At 67.9% G+C, this 13,698-nt stretch carries 14 protein-coding genes and 1 pseudogene; 11 read left to right on the plus strand and 4 right to left on the minus strand.

Features of this window, described 5'->3' with window-relative positions:
- Nucleotides 1–687, plus strand: a pseudogene (locus tag RMO97_RS06535) (carbamoyl phosphate synthase large subunit); the annotation flags it as partial.
- 3 nt (nucleotides 688–690) lie between these two features.
- On the opposite strand, the gene RMO97_RS06540 reads toward RMO97_RS06535, so the two are convergent.
- Nucleotides 691–2,028 carry a divalent metal cation transporter gene (locus tag RMO97_RS06540; protein WP_310539735.1) on the minus strand — a complete coding sequence of 446 codons (1,338 nt, stop codon included), beginning with the start codon at nucleotides 2,026–2,028 and terminating at the stop codon, nucleotides 691–693.
- A 228-nt stretch (nucleotides 2,029–2,256) separates the two neighbouring features.
- On the opposite strand from RMO97_RS06540, the gene RMO97_RS06545 reads away from it, so the two are divergent.
- The 3 genes from RMO97_RS06545 to RMO97_RS06555 all read left to right on the plus strand — a co-directional run bounded on the left by RMO97_RS06545 (nucleotide 2,257) and on the right by RMO97_RS06555 (nucleotide 3,953).
- The gene (locus tag RMO97_RS06545) at nucleotides 2,257–2,436 is read left to right on the plus strand and encodes a hypothetical protein (protein ID WP_310539737.1); all 180 of its coding nucleotides are present in this window, start codon (nucleotides 2,257–2,259) and stop codon (nucleotides 2,434–2,436) included.
- A 208-nt stretch (nucleotides 2,437–2,644) separates the two neighbouring features.
- The gene (locus RMO97_RS06550) at nucleotides 2,645–3,445 is read left to right on the plus strand and encodes a glucose 1-dehydrogenase (RefSeq protein ID WP_310539739.1); all 801 of its coding nucleotides are present in this window, start codon (nucleotides 2,645–2,647) and stop codon (nucleotides 3,443–3,445) included.
- A gap of 10 nt (nucleotides 3,446–3,455) precedes the next feature.
- Nucleotides 3,456–3,953 carry an AAA family ATPase gene (locus RMO97_RS06555; RefSeq protein ID WP_310539741.1) on the plus strand — a complete coding sequence of 166 codons (498 nt, stop codon included), beginning with the start codon at nucleotides 3,456–3,458 and terminating at the stop codon, nucleotides 3,951–3,953.
- Here RMO97_RS06555 and RMO97_RS06560 read toward each other — a convergent pair.
- The gene (locus RMO97_RS06560; protein ID WP_310539744.1) at nucleotides 3,950–4,579 is read right to left on the minus strand and encodes a glutathione S-transferase family protein; all 630 of its coding nucleotides are present in this window, start codon (nucleotides 4,577–4,579) and stop codon (nucleotides 3,950–3,952) included. The genes RMO97_RS06555 and RMO97_RS06560 overlap by 4 nt on opposite strands.
- A gap of 247 nt (nucleotides 4,580–4,826) precedes the next feature.
- Between RMO97_RS06560 and greA the strand changes: the two genes are divergently transcribed.
- The 6 genes from greA (at nucleotide 4,827) to RMO97_RS06590 (ending at nucleotide 10,192) form a co-directional block, all read left to right on the plus strand.
- Nucleotides 4,827–5,300: a transcription elongation factor GreA gene (gene greA / locus RMO97_RS06565; RefSeq protein WP_304778457.1), complete on the plus strand. Its 474-nt coding sequence runs from the start codon at nucleotides 4,827–4,829 to the stop codon at nucleotides 5,298–5,300.
- Nucleotides 5,301–5,388: 88 nt separating this feature from the next.
- Nucleotides 5,389–6,381: a mitochondrial fission ELM1 family protein gene (locus RMO97_RS06570; RefSeq protein WP_409035293.1), complete on the plus strand. Its 993-nt coding sequence runs from the start codon at nucleotides 5,389–5,391 to the stop codon at nucleotides 6,379–6,381.
- Complete coding sequence (locus RMO97_RS06575) at nucleotides 6,378–6,842, plus strand: GNAT family N-acetyltransferase (protein ID WP_310539746.1); 465 nt, start codon at nucleotides 6,378–6,380, stop codon at nucleotides 6,840–6,842. Before RMO97_RS06570 ends, RMO97_RS06575 begins: the two co-directional genes overlap by 4 nt.
- Before the next feature lie 96 nt (nucleotides 6,843–6,938).
- Nucleotides 6,939–7,703: an SDR family oxidoreductase gene (locus tag RMO97_RS06580; RefSeq protein ID WP_310539747.1), complete on the plus strand. Its 765-nt coding sequence runs from the start codon at nucleotides 6,939–6,941 to the stop codon at nucleotides 7,701–7,703.
- Nucleotides 7,704–7,769: 66 nt separating this feature from the next.
- Entirely contained in the window at nucleotides 7,770–8,831 is a 1,062-nt protein-coding gene (gene pseG, locus RMO97_RS06585) for a UDP-2,4-diacetamido-2,4,6-trideoxy-beta-L-altropyranose hydrolase (RefSeq protein WP_310539749.1), read from the plus strand.
- Nucleotides 8,832–8,905: 74 nt separating this feature from the next.
- On the plus strand, nucleotides 8,906–10,192 hold the full coding sequence (locus RMO97_RS06590; protein ID WP_310539750.1) for an NAD(P)/FAD-dependent oxidoreductase: 1,287 nt from the start codon (nucleotides 8,906–8,908) through the stop codon (nucleotides 10,190–10,192).
- A 48-nt stretch (nucleotides 10,193–10,240) separates the two neighbouring features.
- Here RMO97_RS06590 and pseI read toward each other — a convergent pair whose 3' ends face one another.
- Together pseI and RMO97_RS06600 are read right to left on the minus strand one after the other, a co-directional pair.
- Entirely contained in the window at nucleotides 10,241–11,296 is a 1,056-nt protein-coding gene (pseI, locus tag RMO97_RS06595; RefSeq protein ID WP_310539751.1) for a pseudaminic acid synthase, read from the minus strand.
- 91 nt (nucleotides 11,297–11,387) lie between these two features.
- Nucleotides 11,388–12,911: an MFS transporter gene (locus RMO97_RS06600; RefSeq protein WP_310539752.1), complete on the minus strand. Its 1,524-nt coding sequence runs from the start codon at nucleotides 12,909–12,911 to the stop codon at nucleotides 11,388–11,390.
- Nucleotides 12,912–13,108: 197 nt separating this feature from the next.
- Between RMO97_RS06600 and RMO97_RS06605 the strand changes: the two genes are divergently transcribed.
- Nucleotides 13,109–13,698, plus strand: a 590-nt coding sequence (locus RMO97_RS06605; RefSeq protein WP_310539754.1) for an FAD-dependent oxidoreductase, incomplete at its 3' end; no start/stop codon positions are given.

Here is a 13,698-nt window from a genome sequence, read left to right on the forward strand (position 1 = left end):
TTCGTGGCCAAGACCATCGGCAAGCCGCTCGCCGCTATCGCCGCCAAGGTGATGGCCGGCGAACCGCTGTCGTCCTTCGACACCAGCGAGCCGCCCTACAACCACATCGCGGTGAAGGAAGCGGTCTTCCCCTTCGCCCGCTTCGCCGGCGTCGACACCATCCTGGGTCCCGAAATGCGCTCCACCGGCGAGGTCATGGGCCTCGACTGGCGGCGTGAGGGCGAGGGCCTGGCTCCCGCCTTCGCGCGCGCCTTCGCCAAGGCCCAGCTGGGCGGCGGGGTGACCCTGCCCAAGACCGGTTGCGTGTTCGTCTCCGTGCGCGAGGCTGACAAGCCCTGGATCGTCGAGCCGATCCGCCTGCTGTTGGGCCAGGGCTTCCGGGTCCTCGCCACGGGCGGCACCGCCGCCTACCTGGCCGGCGAAGGCCTGGCCGTCGAGCACGTGAAGAAGGTCCTGGAGGGCCGTCCGCACATCGTCGACGCCATGAAGAATGGCGAGGTCCAGCTCGTCTTCAACACCACCGAGGGCAAGCAGTCGGTGGCCGACAGCTTCGAATTGCGCCGCACGGCCCTGATGATGAAGACCCCCTATTTCACCACCGCGGCCGGCGCCCTGGCCGCGGCCCAGGCCATCGCCGAGACCGCCAAGGCGCCCTTGGAGGTTCGTCCGCTGCAGAGCTACGCCTGAGGGTCAGAACGCCCCCGCCATCTGAGCGAACATCACCCCGGACGCCGTGGCCATGATCGCCACCGCCGCCCAGCCGACGATGCGCTGGACGGCGGTGGCGGTGAAGGCGCCCATGATCGACCTGCGGGTCGCCACCAGCATGATCACCGCCATCAGCGGCACCGCGATCACGCCGTTGATAACGGCGCTCCAGAACAGGGCCCGGATCGGGTCCAGGGGCGAATAGTCGAGGATCACCCCGGCCAGGATCGCCATCCCGATCACCCCGTAGAAGCCGTGCGCCTCGCTGAAGCGACTCTCCAGGCTGGCTTTCCAGCCCATCGCCTCGGAGAGGGCGTAGGCCGCCGAGGCGGCAAGCACCGGCACCGCCAGCAGGCCGGTGGCGATGATGCCCAGGGCGAACAGCATGAATGCAAAGTCCCCGGCCAGGGGCCGCAAGGCCATCGCCGCCTGGGACGCCGTATCGATCTGGGTGATGCCGGCCGAGTGTAGGGTTGCGGCCGTGGCCAGCATCACGAAGAAGCCGATGCCATTGCCATAGGCCATGCCCAGATAGGTGTCCCAGCCGATCCGTTTGAGCTCGTACTCCGCCTCCTCGGGATGCTCGGTGAGGGGGTGTTCGTCGGGGCGAAGGGCGACGTCCTCCACCTCCTCAGCGGCCTGCCAGAAGAACAGGTACGGACTGATGGTGGTCCCGAACACCGCCACCACCACGGTCGCTGTCGCCAAGTCCAGCTTGATCTGCGGGGCGAGGGTCTGGGCCACGACCTGCGTCCAGGGGATGTGGCTAGCGAAGGCCACCGCCACATAGGACAACAGGGCCAGCGTCATCCACTTCAGGAAGCCCACATAGCGATGGTAGGGCACGAAGACCTGCAGCAGCAGCGAGAAGACCGCGAGGCCCAGGGTGAAGACGTGCCGGTTGCCGCCGAACACCAGCTGGGCGGCCTCGCCCATGGCCGCCACGTCGGCGGCGATGTTGAGCACATTGGCCAGCAGCAGCAACCCGACGACGCTCAGCACCACCCAACGCGGAAAGGCGCGGCCGATATTGGCCGCTAGACCGCGGCCCGTCACCCGCCCGATACGTCCGCAGACCGACTGAAAGGCCGCCATGAAGGGATAGGTGGCGAAGGCCGTCCACAGCATGCCGAGTCCGAACTGGGCGGCGGCCTGGCTGTGGGTCGCGATGCCCCCGGGATCCTCATCGGCCGCCCCGGTGATCAACCCAGGACCAAGCGCGGTGAAGGGATTGAAGCGCCGCCGCCCTGCCGTTGTCGTCCCGGCGGGCGACACCGGCGCTGCCGCCTTACGCGCGATCTCGACCTTGTCGATGTCCATGCCCCCATCTCATAGTCGGCCGCGGTGACACATCAACTCCACCAGCAAGCCTGACCTCATTGACCGAACAGCGTTTTGGGCTCAACCTTCGCCTGTCGCCTTGCTTATGCAGGCGCAAGTGGGCGTGCTTCCGGCGGCCCCTGAAGACTGACCGGACTAGCCCTCGAGGGCGCCTGTCGCAGCCTGGCGTGGGGACTTGTTCCCCCAACAGAATGCGAGGGAAACGCCATGTCAGAAGATCTCAAGACCGGCGAAACGGTTGTCCGTCATCACAAAAACCGGCATCTCTATGAGCGCTTCGAGGGCCTGATCGGGGTCCTGATGGTCGCCGCCGTCGTGGTGCTTGCCATCGGGCTGATCTACGGCCTCGTCACCACGGGTGACTCAACACCGTCCTACCTCCGGTAGCCGGACACGACCTGGGCTGGCCCCGCCCCGAGGTGCGCAGGGGCCAGCGCAGATCACCTTCGACGCACCAATTCCGCCTGGATCAGGTCTGGGCGGACGCTCTTACTTTTCGCGCCCACGCCCAGCTGACGCTGCGTGATGCTGGGCAAGGCGCCGGGCCTGGGTTACCCCTCGCGCCACGACGAACAAGAAGCCACGGGGAAACAGAATGGCGGGACGGGTTCAAGGCAAGGTGGCCCTGGTCACCGGCGGATCGAGCGGCATCGGGCGCGCCTGCGCCGAGCGCCTGGCCGAGGAAGGCGCGATCGTCATCCTCACCGACCTGCAGGACGAGAAGGGCCAGGCCCTTGCCGCCGAGATCACCGCCAAGGGCGGCAAGGCCCAGTACCGCCACCAAGACGTCACCTCAGAACCAGCGTGGATCGATGTGATCGCGGGTATCAAGGCTGACCACGGCCGCCTCGACATCCTGGTCAACAACGCCGGCATCGGGATCTCCGGCTCAGTGCTGGACATGACGCTCAGCGACTTCCAGCGACAGGTGGCGATCAATCTCGACGGCGTCTTCCTGGGGGTGAAGCACTCTATCCCGCTGATGCGCGTCAGCGGCGACGGCGGTTCGATCATCAACATGTCCTCGGTGGCGGGCCTCAAGGGCTCGGCGATCCTGGCCGGCTACTGCGCCACCAAGGGCGGGGTGCGCCTGTTCACCAAGGCCGTGGCCATGGAATGCGGCAACGCCAAGGACGGCATCCGGGTGAATTCCGTCCACCCCGGCATCATCGAGACCCCGATCTGGGACGACATCATCGGCACCGGCGAGCCGGGCGACAACGCCCGCCCGCCCCGGCCCCAGGTGCTGGACGCCATGAGCGCCGACGCCGTGCCCCTGGGGGGCAAGGGCTACCCACTGGACATCGCCAACGGCGTCCTGTGGCTGGCGTCGGAGGAGAGCCGCTATGTCACCGGGGCGGAATTGGTCATCGACGGAGGCCTCTCGGTGAAGTAACCGGCGGCCCATGACCGCCACACTGCACGTGATCTTCGGGCCCTCGGGCGCCGGGAAATCGACCTACGCCAAACAGCTCGCCCGCACCGAGCCGGCCATCCACTTCTCCATCGATGACTGGATGGCGCGGCTGTTTGCCGCCGACATGCCCGAGCCCCTGCAGTTCGAGTGGATGATGTCCCGCGTCGAACGGTGCGAGGCGCAGATCTGGTCGGTGGCCGCAGCGGCCATCGCGGCAGGAACCTCGGTGGTCCTCGACCTGGGTCTGATGCGCAAGTCCGACAGGGCCCGCGTCGCGGAGATCGCCGAGGCCTGCGAACTCCCTCTCCAGTTCCACTTCGTCACCGCCAGCTCGGAGGTTCGCCGCGCGCGGGTCCTGGAACGCAACGAAGTGCGCGGCGAAACCTTCGCCATCGAGGTGAACCCCGACATGTTCGACTTCATCGAGGGCGTCTACGAGGCCCCCGACGCCGAGGAGCTGAGGGGCGCGATCATCTCGGAGAGCTAGGGCGCTGGGAAGAGGTGGGCGGGCCACGTGGCGTCGGAGGCCCGATGGTAGGCCTCGCGGTGTGTCAGGCGGGCGTTGTAGTCCATGAGGACGGGATGCTCCGGCAACTCCTTGCGATAGAGCGAGGTGGAGACCACTGAGCCCAGCATGACGTCGGCGGCCGAGAACCGGTCGCCCAGCAGGTACTGGCGGTCCTTCAGGGCGCCGGTGAGCACGCCGATCACGTCCTCGTAGCCGCCGAAACCAGTCTCGCGCCCCGGCAAGTCGATGTGCTTGTCGTGCAGCATTAGCAGCGGCTCCAGCACCGCGGTCGAATAGACCATCCACTTCAGATAGGGGCCGCGATCGGCCTCCTCGATCCTGGGGGCCAGCGAACCATATCCGTAGCGGTCGGCCAGATAGAGGCAGATGGCGGGGTTCTCGCTGACCACCACCGCGCCGTCGGTCACGGTGGGCACCTTTCCCGACGGGTTCAGCTTCAGGTATTCCGGCTTCTTCTGATCGCCCTTGGAGATGTCGACGGTCTGGACGCGGAAGGGTACGCCGAGCTCCTCCAGCAGCCAGTAGGCGGTGAAGGCCCGGCTGGCGGGGGAATGGTAGAGGGTGACGCCCCGCTTGCTGGCCATGGTCTCGTCTCTCGTTGCAGCGCCAATCTAGGCGCCCGCCCCGCTCGGCGCCACCGCCGGCCGGTGGAACCCTCTCAAGGGCGGGGAGTTTGGGAGGCCATTCCGGCATCCGCCGCGCTTCGCAATGACATTGCTGCATTGCACCCCTTGAGTTTTCACAGTCTGACTTCTATCCTTTATCCCCCCGGTCGCCTGCGCCCGCGGCCGGAACATAAACCCAAGGGCGAACCCGAGTTACCTATCTGCCATGGAAAAAGTCCCAATGACCGTCGGAGGCTATCAAGGCCTTGACGAAGACCTCAAGCGTTTGAAAACCCTGGAGCGACCAGCAGTGATCGCGGCCATTTCGGAAGCTCGCCAGCATGGCGACCTCTCGGAAAACGCCGAGTATCACGCAGCCAAGGAGCGCCAAGGCTGGATCGAAGGCCAGATCGCCGACATCGAAGATCGGATGGCCCGCGCACAGGTCATCGACGTCTCCAAACTTTCCGGTAGTCAGGTAAAGTTCGGCGCCACGGTCTCCGTCGTCGACGAGGACACCGAGGACGAGGCCCGCTACCAGATCGTCGGTGAGCACGAAGCCGACGTGAAGGCGGGCAAGATCTCCATCGCCTCCCCCATCGCGCGTGCGATGATCGGCAAGGAGACCGGCGACGTCGTCGAGGTCCCGACCCCCGGTGGCACCAAGGCCTACGAGATCCTCAAGGTCGAGTGGGTCTAGCTAGGCCTTAGCCAAGCCAAAAAGGTCGCTATGGTGAGCCGGCGAGAGTCGGCTCCCTGACTCATGTCTGAGCACGGAAGCCGCAAGCTTGCCGAAATCCCCCGACACGCCGCCGCTCGTCATCTGGGCCGTATCCGACGGACGGGCCGGCATGGAGAGCCAGGTCGTGGGCCTGGCAAACGCCATCGCCGCCCGGCGCAAGGCGCAGGTCGTGGTCAAGCGCGTGGCCTGGAAGGGCCGCATCGGCCGCCTGCCCTGGTGGCTGAACCCCCTGCCGCTCGAGACCCTGAGGCCCGACACCGGTATCGGCCCACCCTGGCCCGACATCTGGCTGGCCGCGGGCCGCGCCACCCTGCCGCTCTCCATCCGCTTGAAGGCCTGGACCAAGAACGCCACCTTCGTGGTCCAGACCCAGGACCCCCGCATGCCCACCAGCCTGTTTGACCTGGTGATCCCCCCCAAGCATGACCGTCTGCAGGGCGACAACGTGTTCCCGATCACCGGCTCCCCCAACGGCGTCAACGCCAAGCGGCTGAAGGCCGAGCTGGCCCGCTTCAAGAAGCAGATCGACGCCCTGCCCCGCCCCCGCGTCGCCGTGGTGATCGGCGGCAGGTCCAAGGCGCACAACCTGTCGGTCGAGCGCGCCGCTTCCCTGGCCCACGAGATTGAGCTGCCCATCGTCCAGGAAGGCGGATCGGTCATGGTGAGTTTCTCGCGCCGCACGCCTGACGCGGCCCGCGCCCTGCTGACGGCGCGGTTGCGGCACATTCCGGGGATCATCTGGGATGGCGAGAGCGAAAACCCCTACTTCGCCTTCCTGGCCGCGGCCGACTACATCCTGGTGACGGAGGATTCCACCAACATGGCCACCGACGCCGCCAGCACCGGAAAGCCGGTCTTCATCCTCAAGATGGACGGCGACAGCCTCAAGTTTCGCCTGTTCCACGAGGACCTGGAGCGCCTCGGCGCCGCCCGGCCGTTCGGCGGCGCCTTCCACCGGTGGAAGTATCCGCCGCTGGCCGAAACCGACCGCGCCGCCGTCGAGGTGCTGCGCCGCTACGATGAGCGAGCCCCGGCATGAGCGTAGAGATCCGCCCCGCCAATCCCGGCGACCTGGCCGCCATCCTGGAGTTCGATCCCGTCGCCCGGCGCGAAGAGCGCCGCCACGACTATATGAGCAAGGCGCTGACCGGCGACCGGGGCATGGATGTCCGCGTCCTGGTGCTGGACGACGAGATCGCCGGCTACGCGGTGATGGCGGAGTTCTTCGGCCACCCCTTCCTGGAGCGCATCTACACAGCCGAGCGCTTCCTGCGCCGAGGCGTGGCGGGCGCCCTGATGGCCAATATCGAGGGCCAGTTCGAGGGCGACCGCATGTTCGTATCCTGCAACGAATCCAACCAACCCATGCGCACCCTGCTGGTGGCGCGCGGCTACAAGGTCTCCGGGATGGTGGAGAACCTCGATCCGGGCGACCCTGAACTGTTCTTCGTGATCTTCCGCGACGCCCTGGACGCCGCCATCGAGGCCGCCAACGCCTGATGCGGGGTCCGGCCACCGCCAGACCAGGACGCTGCCGGCCCTTATGACCCCCGCCTCGGCGGGCCGCTTTGGCCTGCTGCTGTCGGAGGACATCTCATGGCCATGCTCAACAACAAGGTCGCCATCATCACGGGCGCGAGCTCCGGGATCGGTGAGGCCGTCGCCCGGCTGTTCGCACGGGAAGGCGCCAAACTGGTAGTCACGGCGCGGCGCGGGCCGGAGCTTGCAGCCTTGGTGGACGACATCGAGCGGCAGGGCGGCGAGGCGGTGGCCGTTCCTGGCGACGTCCGCGACGAGACCCTGGCCCGCGCCCTGGTGGAGACCGCCGTCGTCCGCTTCGGCGGACTGGACGTCGCCTTCAACAATGCAGGCTCCCTGGGGGAAATTGCGCCGGCGCCGGAGATTTCCGCCGACGGCTGGCGTTCCACTCTGGAGACCAACCTGACCAGCGCGTTCCTTTGCGCAAAGCACCAGATTCCAGCCATGGTGCTGCGGGGCGGCGGGTCGGTCATCTTCACCTCCAGCTTCGTCGGTCACACTGTCGGCTTCCCGGGCATGGCGGCCTACGCCGCCAGCAAGGCCGGCATGGTCGGACTGACCCAGGTCATCGCCGCGGAGTTCGGGGCCCAGGGCGTCCGCGCCAACGCCATCCTGCCTGGCGGCACGGACACGGCGGCGGGGCGTGAGGTGGCCAGCACGCCCGAGGCCCGCGCCTTCATCGCCGGGCTGAATGCCATGAAGCGCCTGGCTGAGCCGGAGGAGATCGCCCGCTCGGTGCTGTACCTGGCCTCTGACGCCTCCAGCTTCATGACCGGGGCGGCCATGCTTGTGGACGGCGGCGTCTCCATCACCCGGACCTGATCCTCCACAGGTGCGCTGCAGAGCCGCCTTCCCAGCGCGCCGCTTTGGGCCTTCCATGCACGGGAGATGATTCCCGTCCGTCCCCGGATCCTGTTCGTCGCCAACGCCGGCCCCGAGGTCGGCGGCGGCCACGTGATGCGCTGCATCACGCTGGCCCGCGCCCTTGGCGAGCGGGGCGCCGACTGCGCCTTCGCCTGCACCCCGGCGGTGGCGGCCCTGCTGGAGGTGTTCGGTCCGGAGATCGTGCGCGAGGAGGCCACCGGCCTCGACCCCGACCACATCGCCGACGCCCTGACCGGCGTCCGCTTCGACGCCGTGGTCTTCGATCACTATGGACTGGGCCGTGAACATCACGAGGCCCTGGCCAGGGGCCGCACCACCTTGGTGATCGATGACTTGGCCGATCGCCCCCTGGCCGCCAACCTGGTGCTGGACTCTGGTCCGGGCCGCCAGCCGAGCGACTATGCTCTGCTCACCGACGCCCAGCTGCTGCTGGGCCCGGAGTTCGCCCCAGTGCGCCCTGAATTCGCCCATCTGCGCAACGCCGCCCTGGCTCGCAGGGGCGGCGGGGTGCGGCGCGTGCTGGTGACGCTCGGCCTCACCGACCTCGGCGCGATCACCGCACGGGTGGTGGAACGGCTGCGGATGCGCCTCAACGACGTGACCCTGGATGTTGTCCTGGGCGCCGGCGCGCCCAGCCTGCCGGGCCTGAGCAAGATCGCCAGCCGCGACCCGCGCATCACCCTGCACGTCGACAGCCAGGACATGGCCAACCTCATCCTCAACGCCGACATCGCCATCGGCGCGGCGGGCTCGAGCATCTGGGAGCGCTGCGTGCTCGGGCTGCCTTCGGCCATGCTGGTGCTGGCCCAGAACCAGCAAGGCGCGGCCGACGCCATGGCCGAACGCGAGGCCGCCCTGGTGGTGGACGCCCGCGCCGATGACCTGGACGCCCGCCTGGACCGCGCCATCGTACGCCTGCTGACCGACGCGGCCCTTCGCACCCGGCTCTCGGCCGCCAGCGCGGCGATCTGCGACGGCCTGGGCGCGGGCCGGGCCGCGGAGGTCTTCCTCATGCTCATCGCCACCCGCGACAGCCTGCCCCATCCGCAAGGCGCGCAGCCTTAACGGTCCTTTCGCACCCCATGGCCTAGGTTGGCGGAAACGGGGAGGGCGCCGAACGCGCTCGTAAGACAGTCGGCATGCGACAGCTTGGTGTTATCCGGGGCTCCAAGGCCCCGACGGTCCGCATCATTGGTGGCGGGCTCACGGGAATTCTGGCCGCCTTCGAGGCCCATCGCCTCGGTTGCCGCGACATTGAACTCCATGAGCGGTTCGACCAGCTGGGTGGGACCGCGTGGCCCCGCCGCGACCATGGCCTGGAGTTGCGCGCCGACCGCCGCCACTTCGGGCCCCAGGGCGATCTGACCCGATGCCTGCTGGAGGCCAACGGCCTGGTCTTCGAAGACTTCGAGAACCGCTTCGGCTCGGTCAGTCCCGCGCCGGGCGGCGACCTGGCCTTCACCCACGATTTCGAAGGTCCGGCCCTGCGCACCCGCACGCTAGACCTCTCCCCAGTGACCGGCGACAGCCTGGCCGACAGGATCCGCGCCTATCCCCATGATATTTCAGGCCCTCTGACTCGCTATTGCCAGTGGGCCCTGGGCTCCTGGCTGGACGAAGTTGACGCCGGCGCGGCCATCCCGCTGGGCGTCAAGCGGGTCTATGCCACCGATATCGAGACCTGCGACCTGGCCCGGGCCAAGAAGTCCGACCCGGTCTATGACGGCCTCTACGGCATTCCCCGCGCCCTGTGGGGCCGGTTGCAGAACCAGACGGCCAGCCTGCCGGCCGACGGTTTCCAGACCTTCTTCATGCGCTGCCAGAGCGCCCTGGAGCGGTTGGGCGTGACCATTCAGACCGCCTCCTTCCTATCGCCGCAGCAGGCCTTCGCCGCCCGCGAGGCCGGAGACATCGTGGTCTGGGCGGCCGATCCGTCGCCGCTGTTCGCCCCGCTCGACCTGGAGCCCCCCAAGCGCCTGGCCAAGAGCCTGACCACCTACATCTTCAAGGCCCGCTACGCCGGCCCCCTGCCCTTCCATGTGCGCAACTTCACCGCCGAGGGATCGGTCTTCCGGGTGCACCTCTATGAGTGCCGGGGGCAGGCCCTGCTCTCGGCGGAATGTGTGTCGGAAATCTCCGACAGCGAGCTGCGCCGCGAAGTTCACAGGCTGATGGGTGGCTTCGGCGGCGCGTCGCTGCACCTGGACGAGACCGTCTCGATCCAGGTCGAGCCGCGCTGGGCCCAGCACTCCCTGGACGCCGCGCGCAAGCTGTCGGGCCTGCACACCGCCCTGGCAAGGCGCCAGGGCGCCAACTTCATCGCCGGCGCGTGGGAAGCCCAGACCCAGACCGCCTCGCTGTCGGGGATCTCCAAGTCGCTGGCCCAGGCCCTGGACATCGAACCGGCCGAGGCCGTCGCCGCCTAGGTTTCGGCGCCACCTGCAGTCGTTGTCTAGACCGTTGTTTAGATATATCTAATTCAGCATGTCCCAGGCCAGGGGCTCGCCTCGGCTGAGGTTGCGGGCCGCAGGTCTACCCAGGACCTTGGCGAGGTCGGCCGGTGGCAGGCCATTTCCGGGCCGGATCGAACGGACATTGGCCCGCGTCAGGACCTCGCCGGCCTTGACGTCGGCGCTGATGTAGAGCGAGCGGCGGAACTGGCGGTTGGCTTTCTCCGACCCCAGCAGGTCGTAGTGGGCGCGGCCCAGCGCTGTCCAGGCGTCCTTGCAGTCGCGCACCAGGGCGGTGAACTCCGCGGGCTCCAGGCTGAAGGCGGCGTCGGGTCCGCCGTCGGCGCGGGCCAGGGTGAAATGCTTCTCGATGACGCAGGCGCCGAGCGCGATGGCGGCCACTGAGGCCGCCGTGCCGTGGGTATGGTCGGAGAGGCCGATGGGGCTGTCGAAGCGGCCGGCCATGTCGGCCACGGTGCGGACATTGGCGTCCGCCAGGGCGGCCGGGTAGCTGGAGACGCAGTGGAGCATCACCACGCCTGGCGCGCCGGCGGCGAGTGCGGTGTCGCGGGCGGCGGTCATCTCGGCCAGGTTGGCCATGCCGGTGGAGATGATCAGCGGTTTGCCCCTGGCCGCCGCATAGGCGATCAGCGGCAGGTCCACGGCCTCGAAGGAGGCGATCTTGAAGGCCGGGGCGCCCAGGCCATCCAGCAGGTCCACCGCGCTCTCGTCGAAGGGACTGGAAAACAGGGTCACTCCGCGCCGCGCGGCCCGCTCGAACAGGGCGGCGTGCCACGCATAGGGGGTCTGGGCCTCCTGGTAGAGCTCGTGCAGGCTGCGCCCGTCCCACAGGCCGCCATGGATTTTGAACTCCGGCCGGTCGACATCCATGGTGATGGTGTCGGCGGTATAGGTCTGGATCTTGATGGCGTCGCAGCCGGTGTCGGCCGCCGCGTCGATCATGGACAGCGCCCGGTCCAGGCTGCCGTTGTGGTTCCCCGACAGCTCACAGATGACGTAGGGCTCGTAGGCGGCCCCGATCCGGCGGCCGGCGATCTCGATATGGGGAGCGTCAGGCATGGGCGACCAAGCAGGATGAACACCCAACCCTAGCCCGACGCGCTGAAGCAGGCGTTAACCAAGCGCCGGGGTCAGCCGTCGAGCGCCGCCCCTAGACCGGCTTGGCCCCCGGCGCGGCCAGGTCTGACCCATCGATGCCGCCGCCTGTCTCGGCCACCACCGCCCCCAAGGCCGCGGCGTCGGCCAGCTTGGCCAGGTTGGCCTCGTGGCCGGCGCGGTCGAGGCGGTAGAACATGATGGCGCTGATGGCCATCAGGGCGAACAGCGCCGTGGCCGGCAGGTACAGCAGGGCCAGGTTGGTCATGACGGACGGATCCAGGGTCTCAGGCTTGGCCTTCTCGGGCATGCCCACCCACAGCAGCAGGAAGCCCGGGATGATGCTGGCCACCGACCCGGCGACCTTCTGCAGGACGTTGTCGGCCGAGAGCAGTAGGCCCTCTGACCGGCGGCCGGTGGCGAGCTGAGACTCCTCCACCACGTCGGCGATCATCGAGGCGGTGAGGATGGCCGCCGCCGTGGCGAAGGCGCCGTAGAGGGTGCGGTCGAGGAGCAGGATGCCGGTCAGGCTGCCGCTGCCGTTCATCTCCTGCGGGATGATCCCCAGCAGGCGCAGGGTGATGGGGGTCAGCGACGTCACCAGAGCCAGCCCCATAAGGATCGCGCAGGCCCGCTTCTTGCCGTAGATGCGCGAGATCAGGGGCGCGAGGATCAGGGCCAGCAGGCTGCCCAGCATGGTCCCGGCCACGATGAAGGCCAGGTTGGCCGAGCCCATGCCCCAGAAATAGGTCTGGAAATAGATGTTCAGCCCGCTGCTGAGCCCCGCGCCGACCCCCACGAAGAGGGCCGAGAGGGACACCACCAGGAAGTTGCGGTTGGACATGGTCACCAGCATTTCCTTGACCACGTCGAGGACGCTGATGCTGCGCGCCACCGGCTTGTGCAGGAAGGGGATGAACCTCTGGGTCGCCAGGCAGGCCACCAGGATCGAGAAGACCATCAGGCCGCCGACCACCAGGGCGTAGGGGCCGTAGCCATCCGGGTTGAGCTGGCCGCGGATCTTCTCGCCGTCAGGACCCACCGTGTCCTTGAGGAACACCACCCAGCCCATGACCGCCGCCGCGCTGCTGGCGAAGATGGCGAAGAAGTAGCGGAAGGTCAGCAGCTGGGTGCGGTCGTGATAGGCGGGCGCCAGCTCGGGCGTCAGGGCCGTGGCCGGAACCTCATAGAGGCTGATGGTGGCCTTGGCGGCGATCACCATGACGATCATGTAGGCGGTGATTGCGCCGTCCGACCAGCCTTGGGGCGGGTTGAACAGGGCCACCAGGGTGATGGCCGACGGCAGGGCGGCGAAATACATGAAGGGGTGGCGGCGCCCCAGGCGCGAGCGCCAGTTGTCGGAAATCTGGCCGACGAAGGGATCCCAGAGGGCGTCGAAGAAGATGGTCACCGCCAGGCCGATGCTCACCCAGTGCGGCGGCAGGCCGACGATCTGGTTGTAGTAGAGCAGCAGCAGACCCATCAGCTGGGTCTTCACGCCGAACGCCACGGTTCCGAAGCCATAGGCCAGCTTGATCGGTAGGGTCAGGGCCGGCCGTTGGGCTGCGACGTCGGTCACTAGGCGTTCCTCCTTATGCTTGGCCCGATTGCGCCAGAATCCGGCGGTCAGACCAAGTCAATTATTGGCGCCCAGGGATCTGCGCCCCTGGCGTTTTCAGCCACATGTCGTTGCGTCATGTTGCGGGGATGTTTCTGCGAAAGCTAGATCGCCCTCGCCAGGGTGCGCTGGCGCGGAATCTCACCTACATAGGCCACATGTCCGAGACCAAAGCCCCCCGCACCACCCGCTGCCTGATCGTCGGTTCCGGCCCGGCCGGCTACACCGCCGCGATCTACGCCGCCCGCGCCCTGCTCAAGCCCGTGCTGATCCAGGGCATCCAGCCCGGCGGGCAGCTCACCATCACCACCGAGGTGGAAAACTATCCGGGCTTCGCCGACGTCATCCAGGGCCCCTGGCTGATGGAACAGATGCAGGCCCAGGCCGAGCATGTGGGCACCGAGATCATCAACGACATCGTGCTCACCGCCGACCTGTCGCAACGTCCGTTCCGCCTGACCACGGATAGCGGCGAGGTCTGGCTGGCGGAGACCCTGATCATCGCCACCGGCGCCCAGGCCAAGTGGCTGGGCCTGGACAGCGAGCAGAAGTTCCAGGGCTTCGGCGTCTCGGCCTGCGCCACCTGCGACGGCTTCTTCTATCGCGGCAAGGACGTGGTGGTGGTGGGCGGCGGCAACACCGCCGTCGAGGAGGCCCTGTTCCTCACCAACTTCGCGGCCAAGGTCACCCTGGTCCACCGCAAGAATGAGCTCCGCGCCGAGAAGATCCTGCAGGAGCGCCTGTTCGC

The sequence above is a fragment of the Phenylobacterium sp. genome (assembly GCF_031425575.1).
GTDB lineage: Bacteria > Pseudomonadota > Alphaproteobacteria > Caulobacterales > Caulobacteraceae > Phenylobacterium.

Excerpts from the sequence above, each read along its gene's own strand:
- RMO97_RS06555 (WP_310539741.1), top strand. The coding sequence starts at position 3,456 with ATGACCGCCACACTGCACGTGATCTTCGGGCCCTCGGGCGCCGGGAAA.
- greA (WP_304778457.1), top strand. The coding sequence starts at position 4,827 with ATGGAAAAAGTCCCAATGACCGTCGGAGGCTATCAAGGCCTTGACGAA.
- RMO97_RS06545 (WP_310539737.1), top strand. The coding sequence starts at position 2,257 with ATGTCAGAAGATCTCAAGACCGGCGAAACGGTTGTCCGTCATCACAAA.
- RMO97_RS06590 (WP_310539750.1), top strand. The coding sequence starts at position 8,906 with ATGCGACAGCTTGGTGTTATCCGGGGCTCCAAGGCCCCGACGGTCCGC.
- RMO97_RS06580 (WP_310539747.1), top strand. The coding sequence starts at position 6,939 with ATGGCCATGCTCAACAACAAGGTCGCCATCATCACGGGCGCGAGCTCC.
- pseG (WP_310539749.1), top strand. The coding sequence starts at position 7,770 with ATGATTCCCGTCCGTCCCCGGATCCTGTTCGTCGCCAACGCCGGCCCC.
- RMO97_RS06550 (WP_310539739.1), top strand. The coding sequence starts at position 2,645 with ATGGCGGGACGGGTTCAAGGCAAGGTGGCCCTGGTCACCGGCGGATCG.
- RMO97_RS06540 (WP_310539735.1), bottom strand. The coding sequence starts at position 2,028 with ATGGACATCGACAAGGTCGAGATCGCGCGTAAGGCGGCAGCGCCGGTG.
- RMO97_RS06575 (WP_310539746.1), top strand. The coding sequence starts at position 6,378 with ATGAGCGTAGAGATCCGCCCCGCCAATCCCGGCGACCTGGCCGCCATC.
- pseI (WP_310539751.1), bottom strand. The coding sequence starts at position 11,296 with ATGCCTGACGCTCCCCATATCGAGATCGCCGGCCGCCGGATCGGGGCC.
- RMO97_RS06560 (WP_310539744.1), bottom strand. The coding sequence starts at position 4,579 with ATGGCCAGCAAGCGGGGCGTCACCCTCTACCATTCCCCCGCCAGCCGG.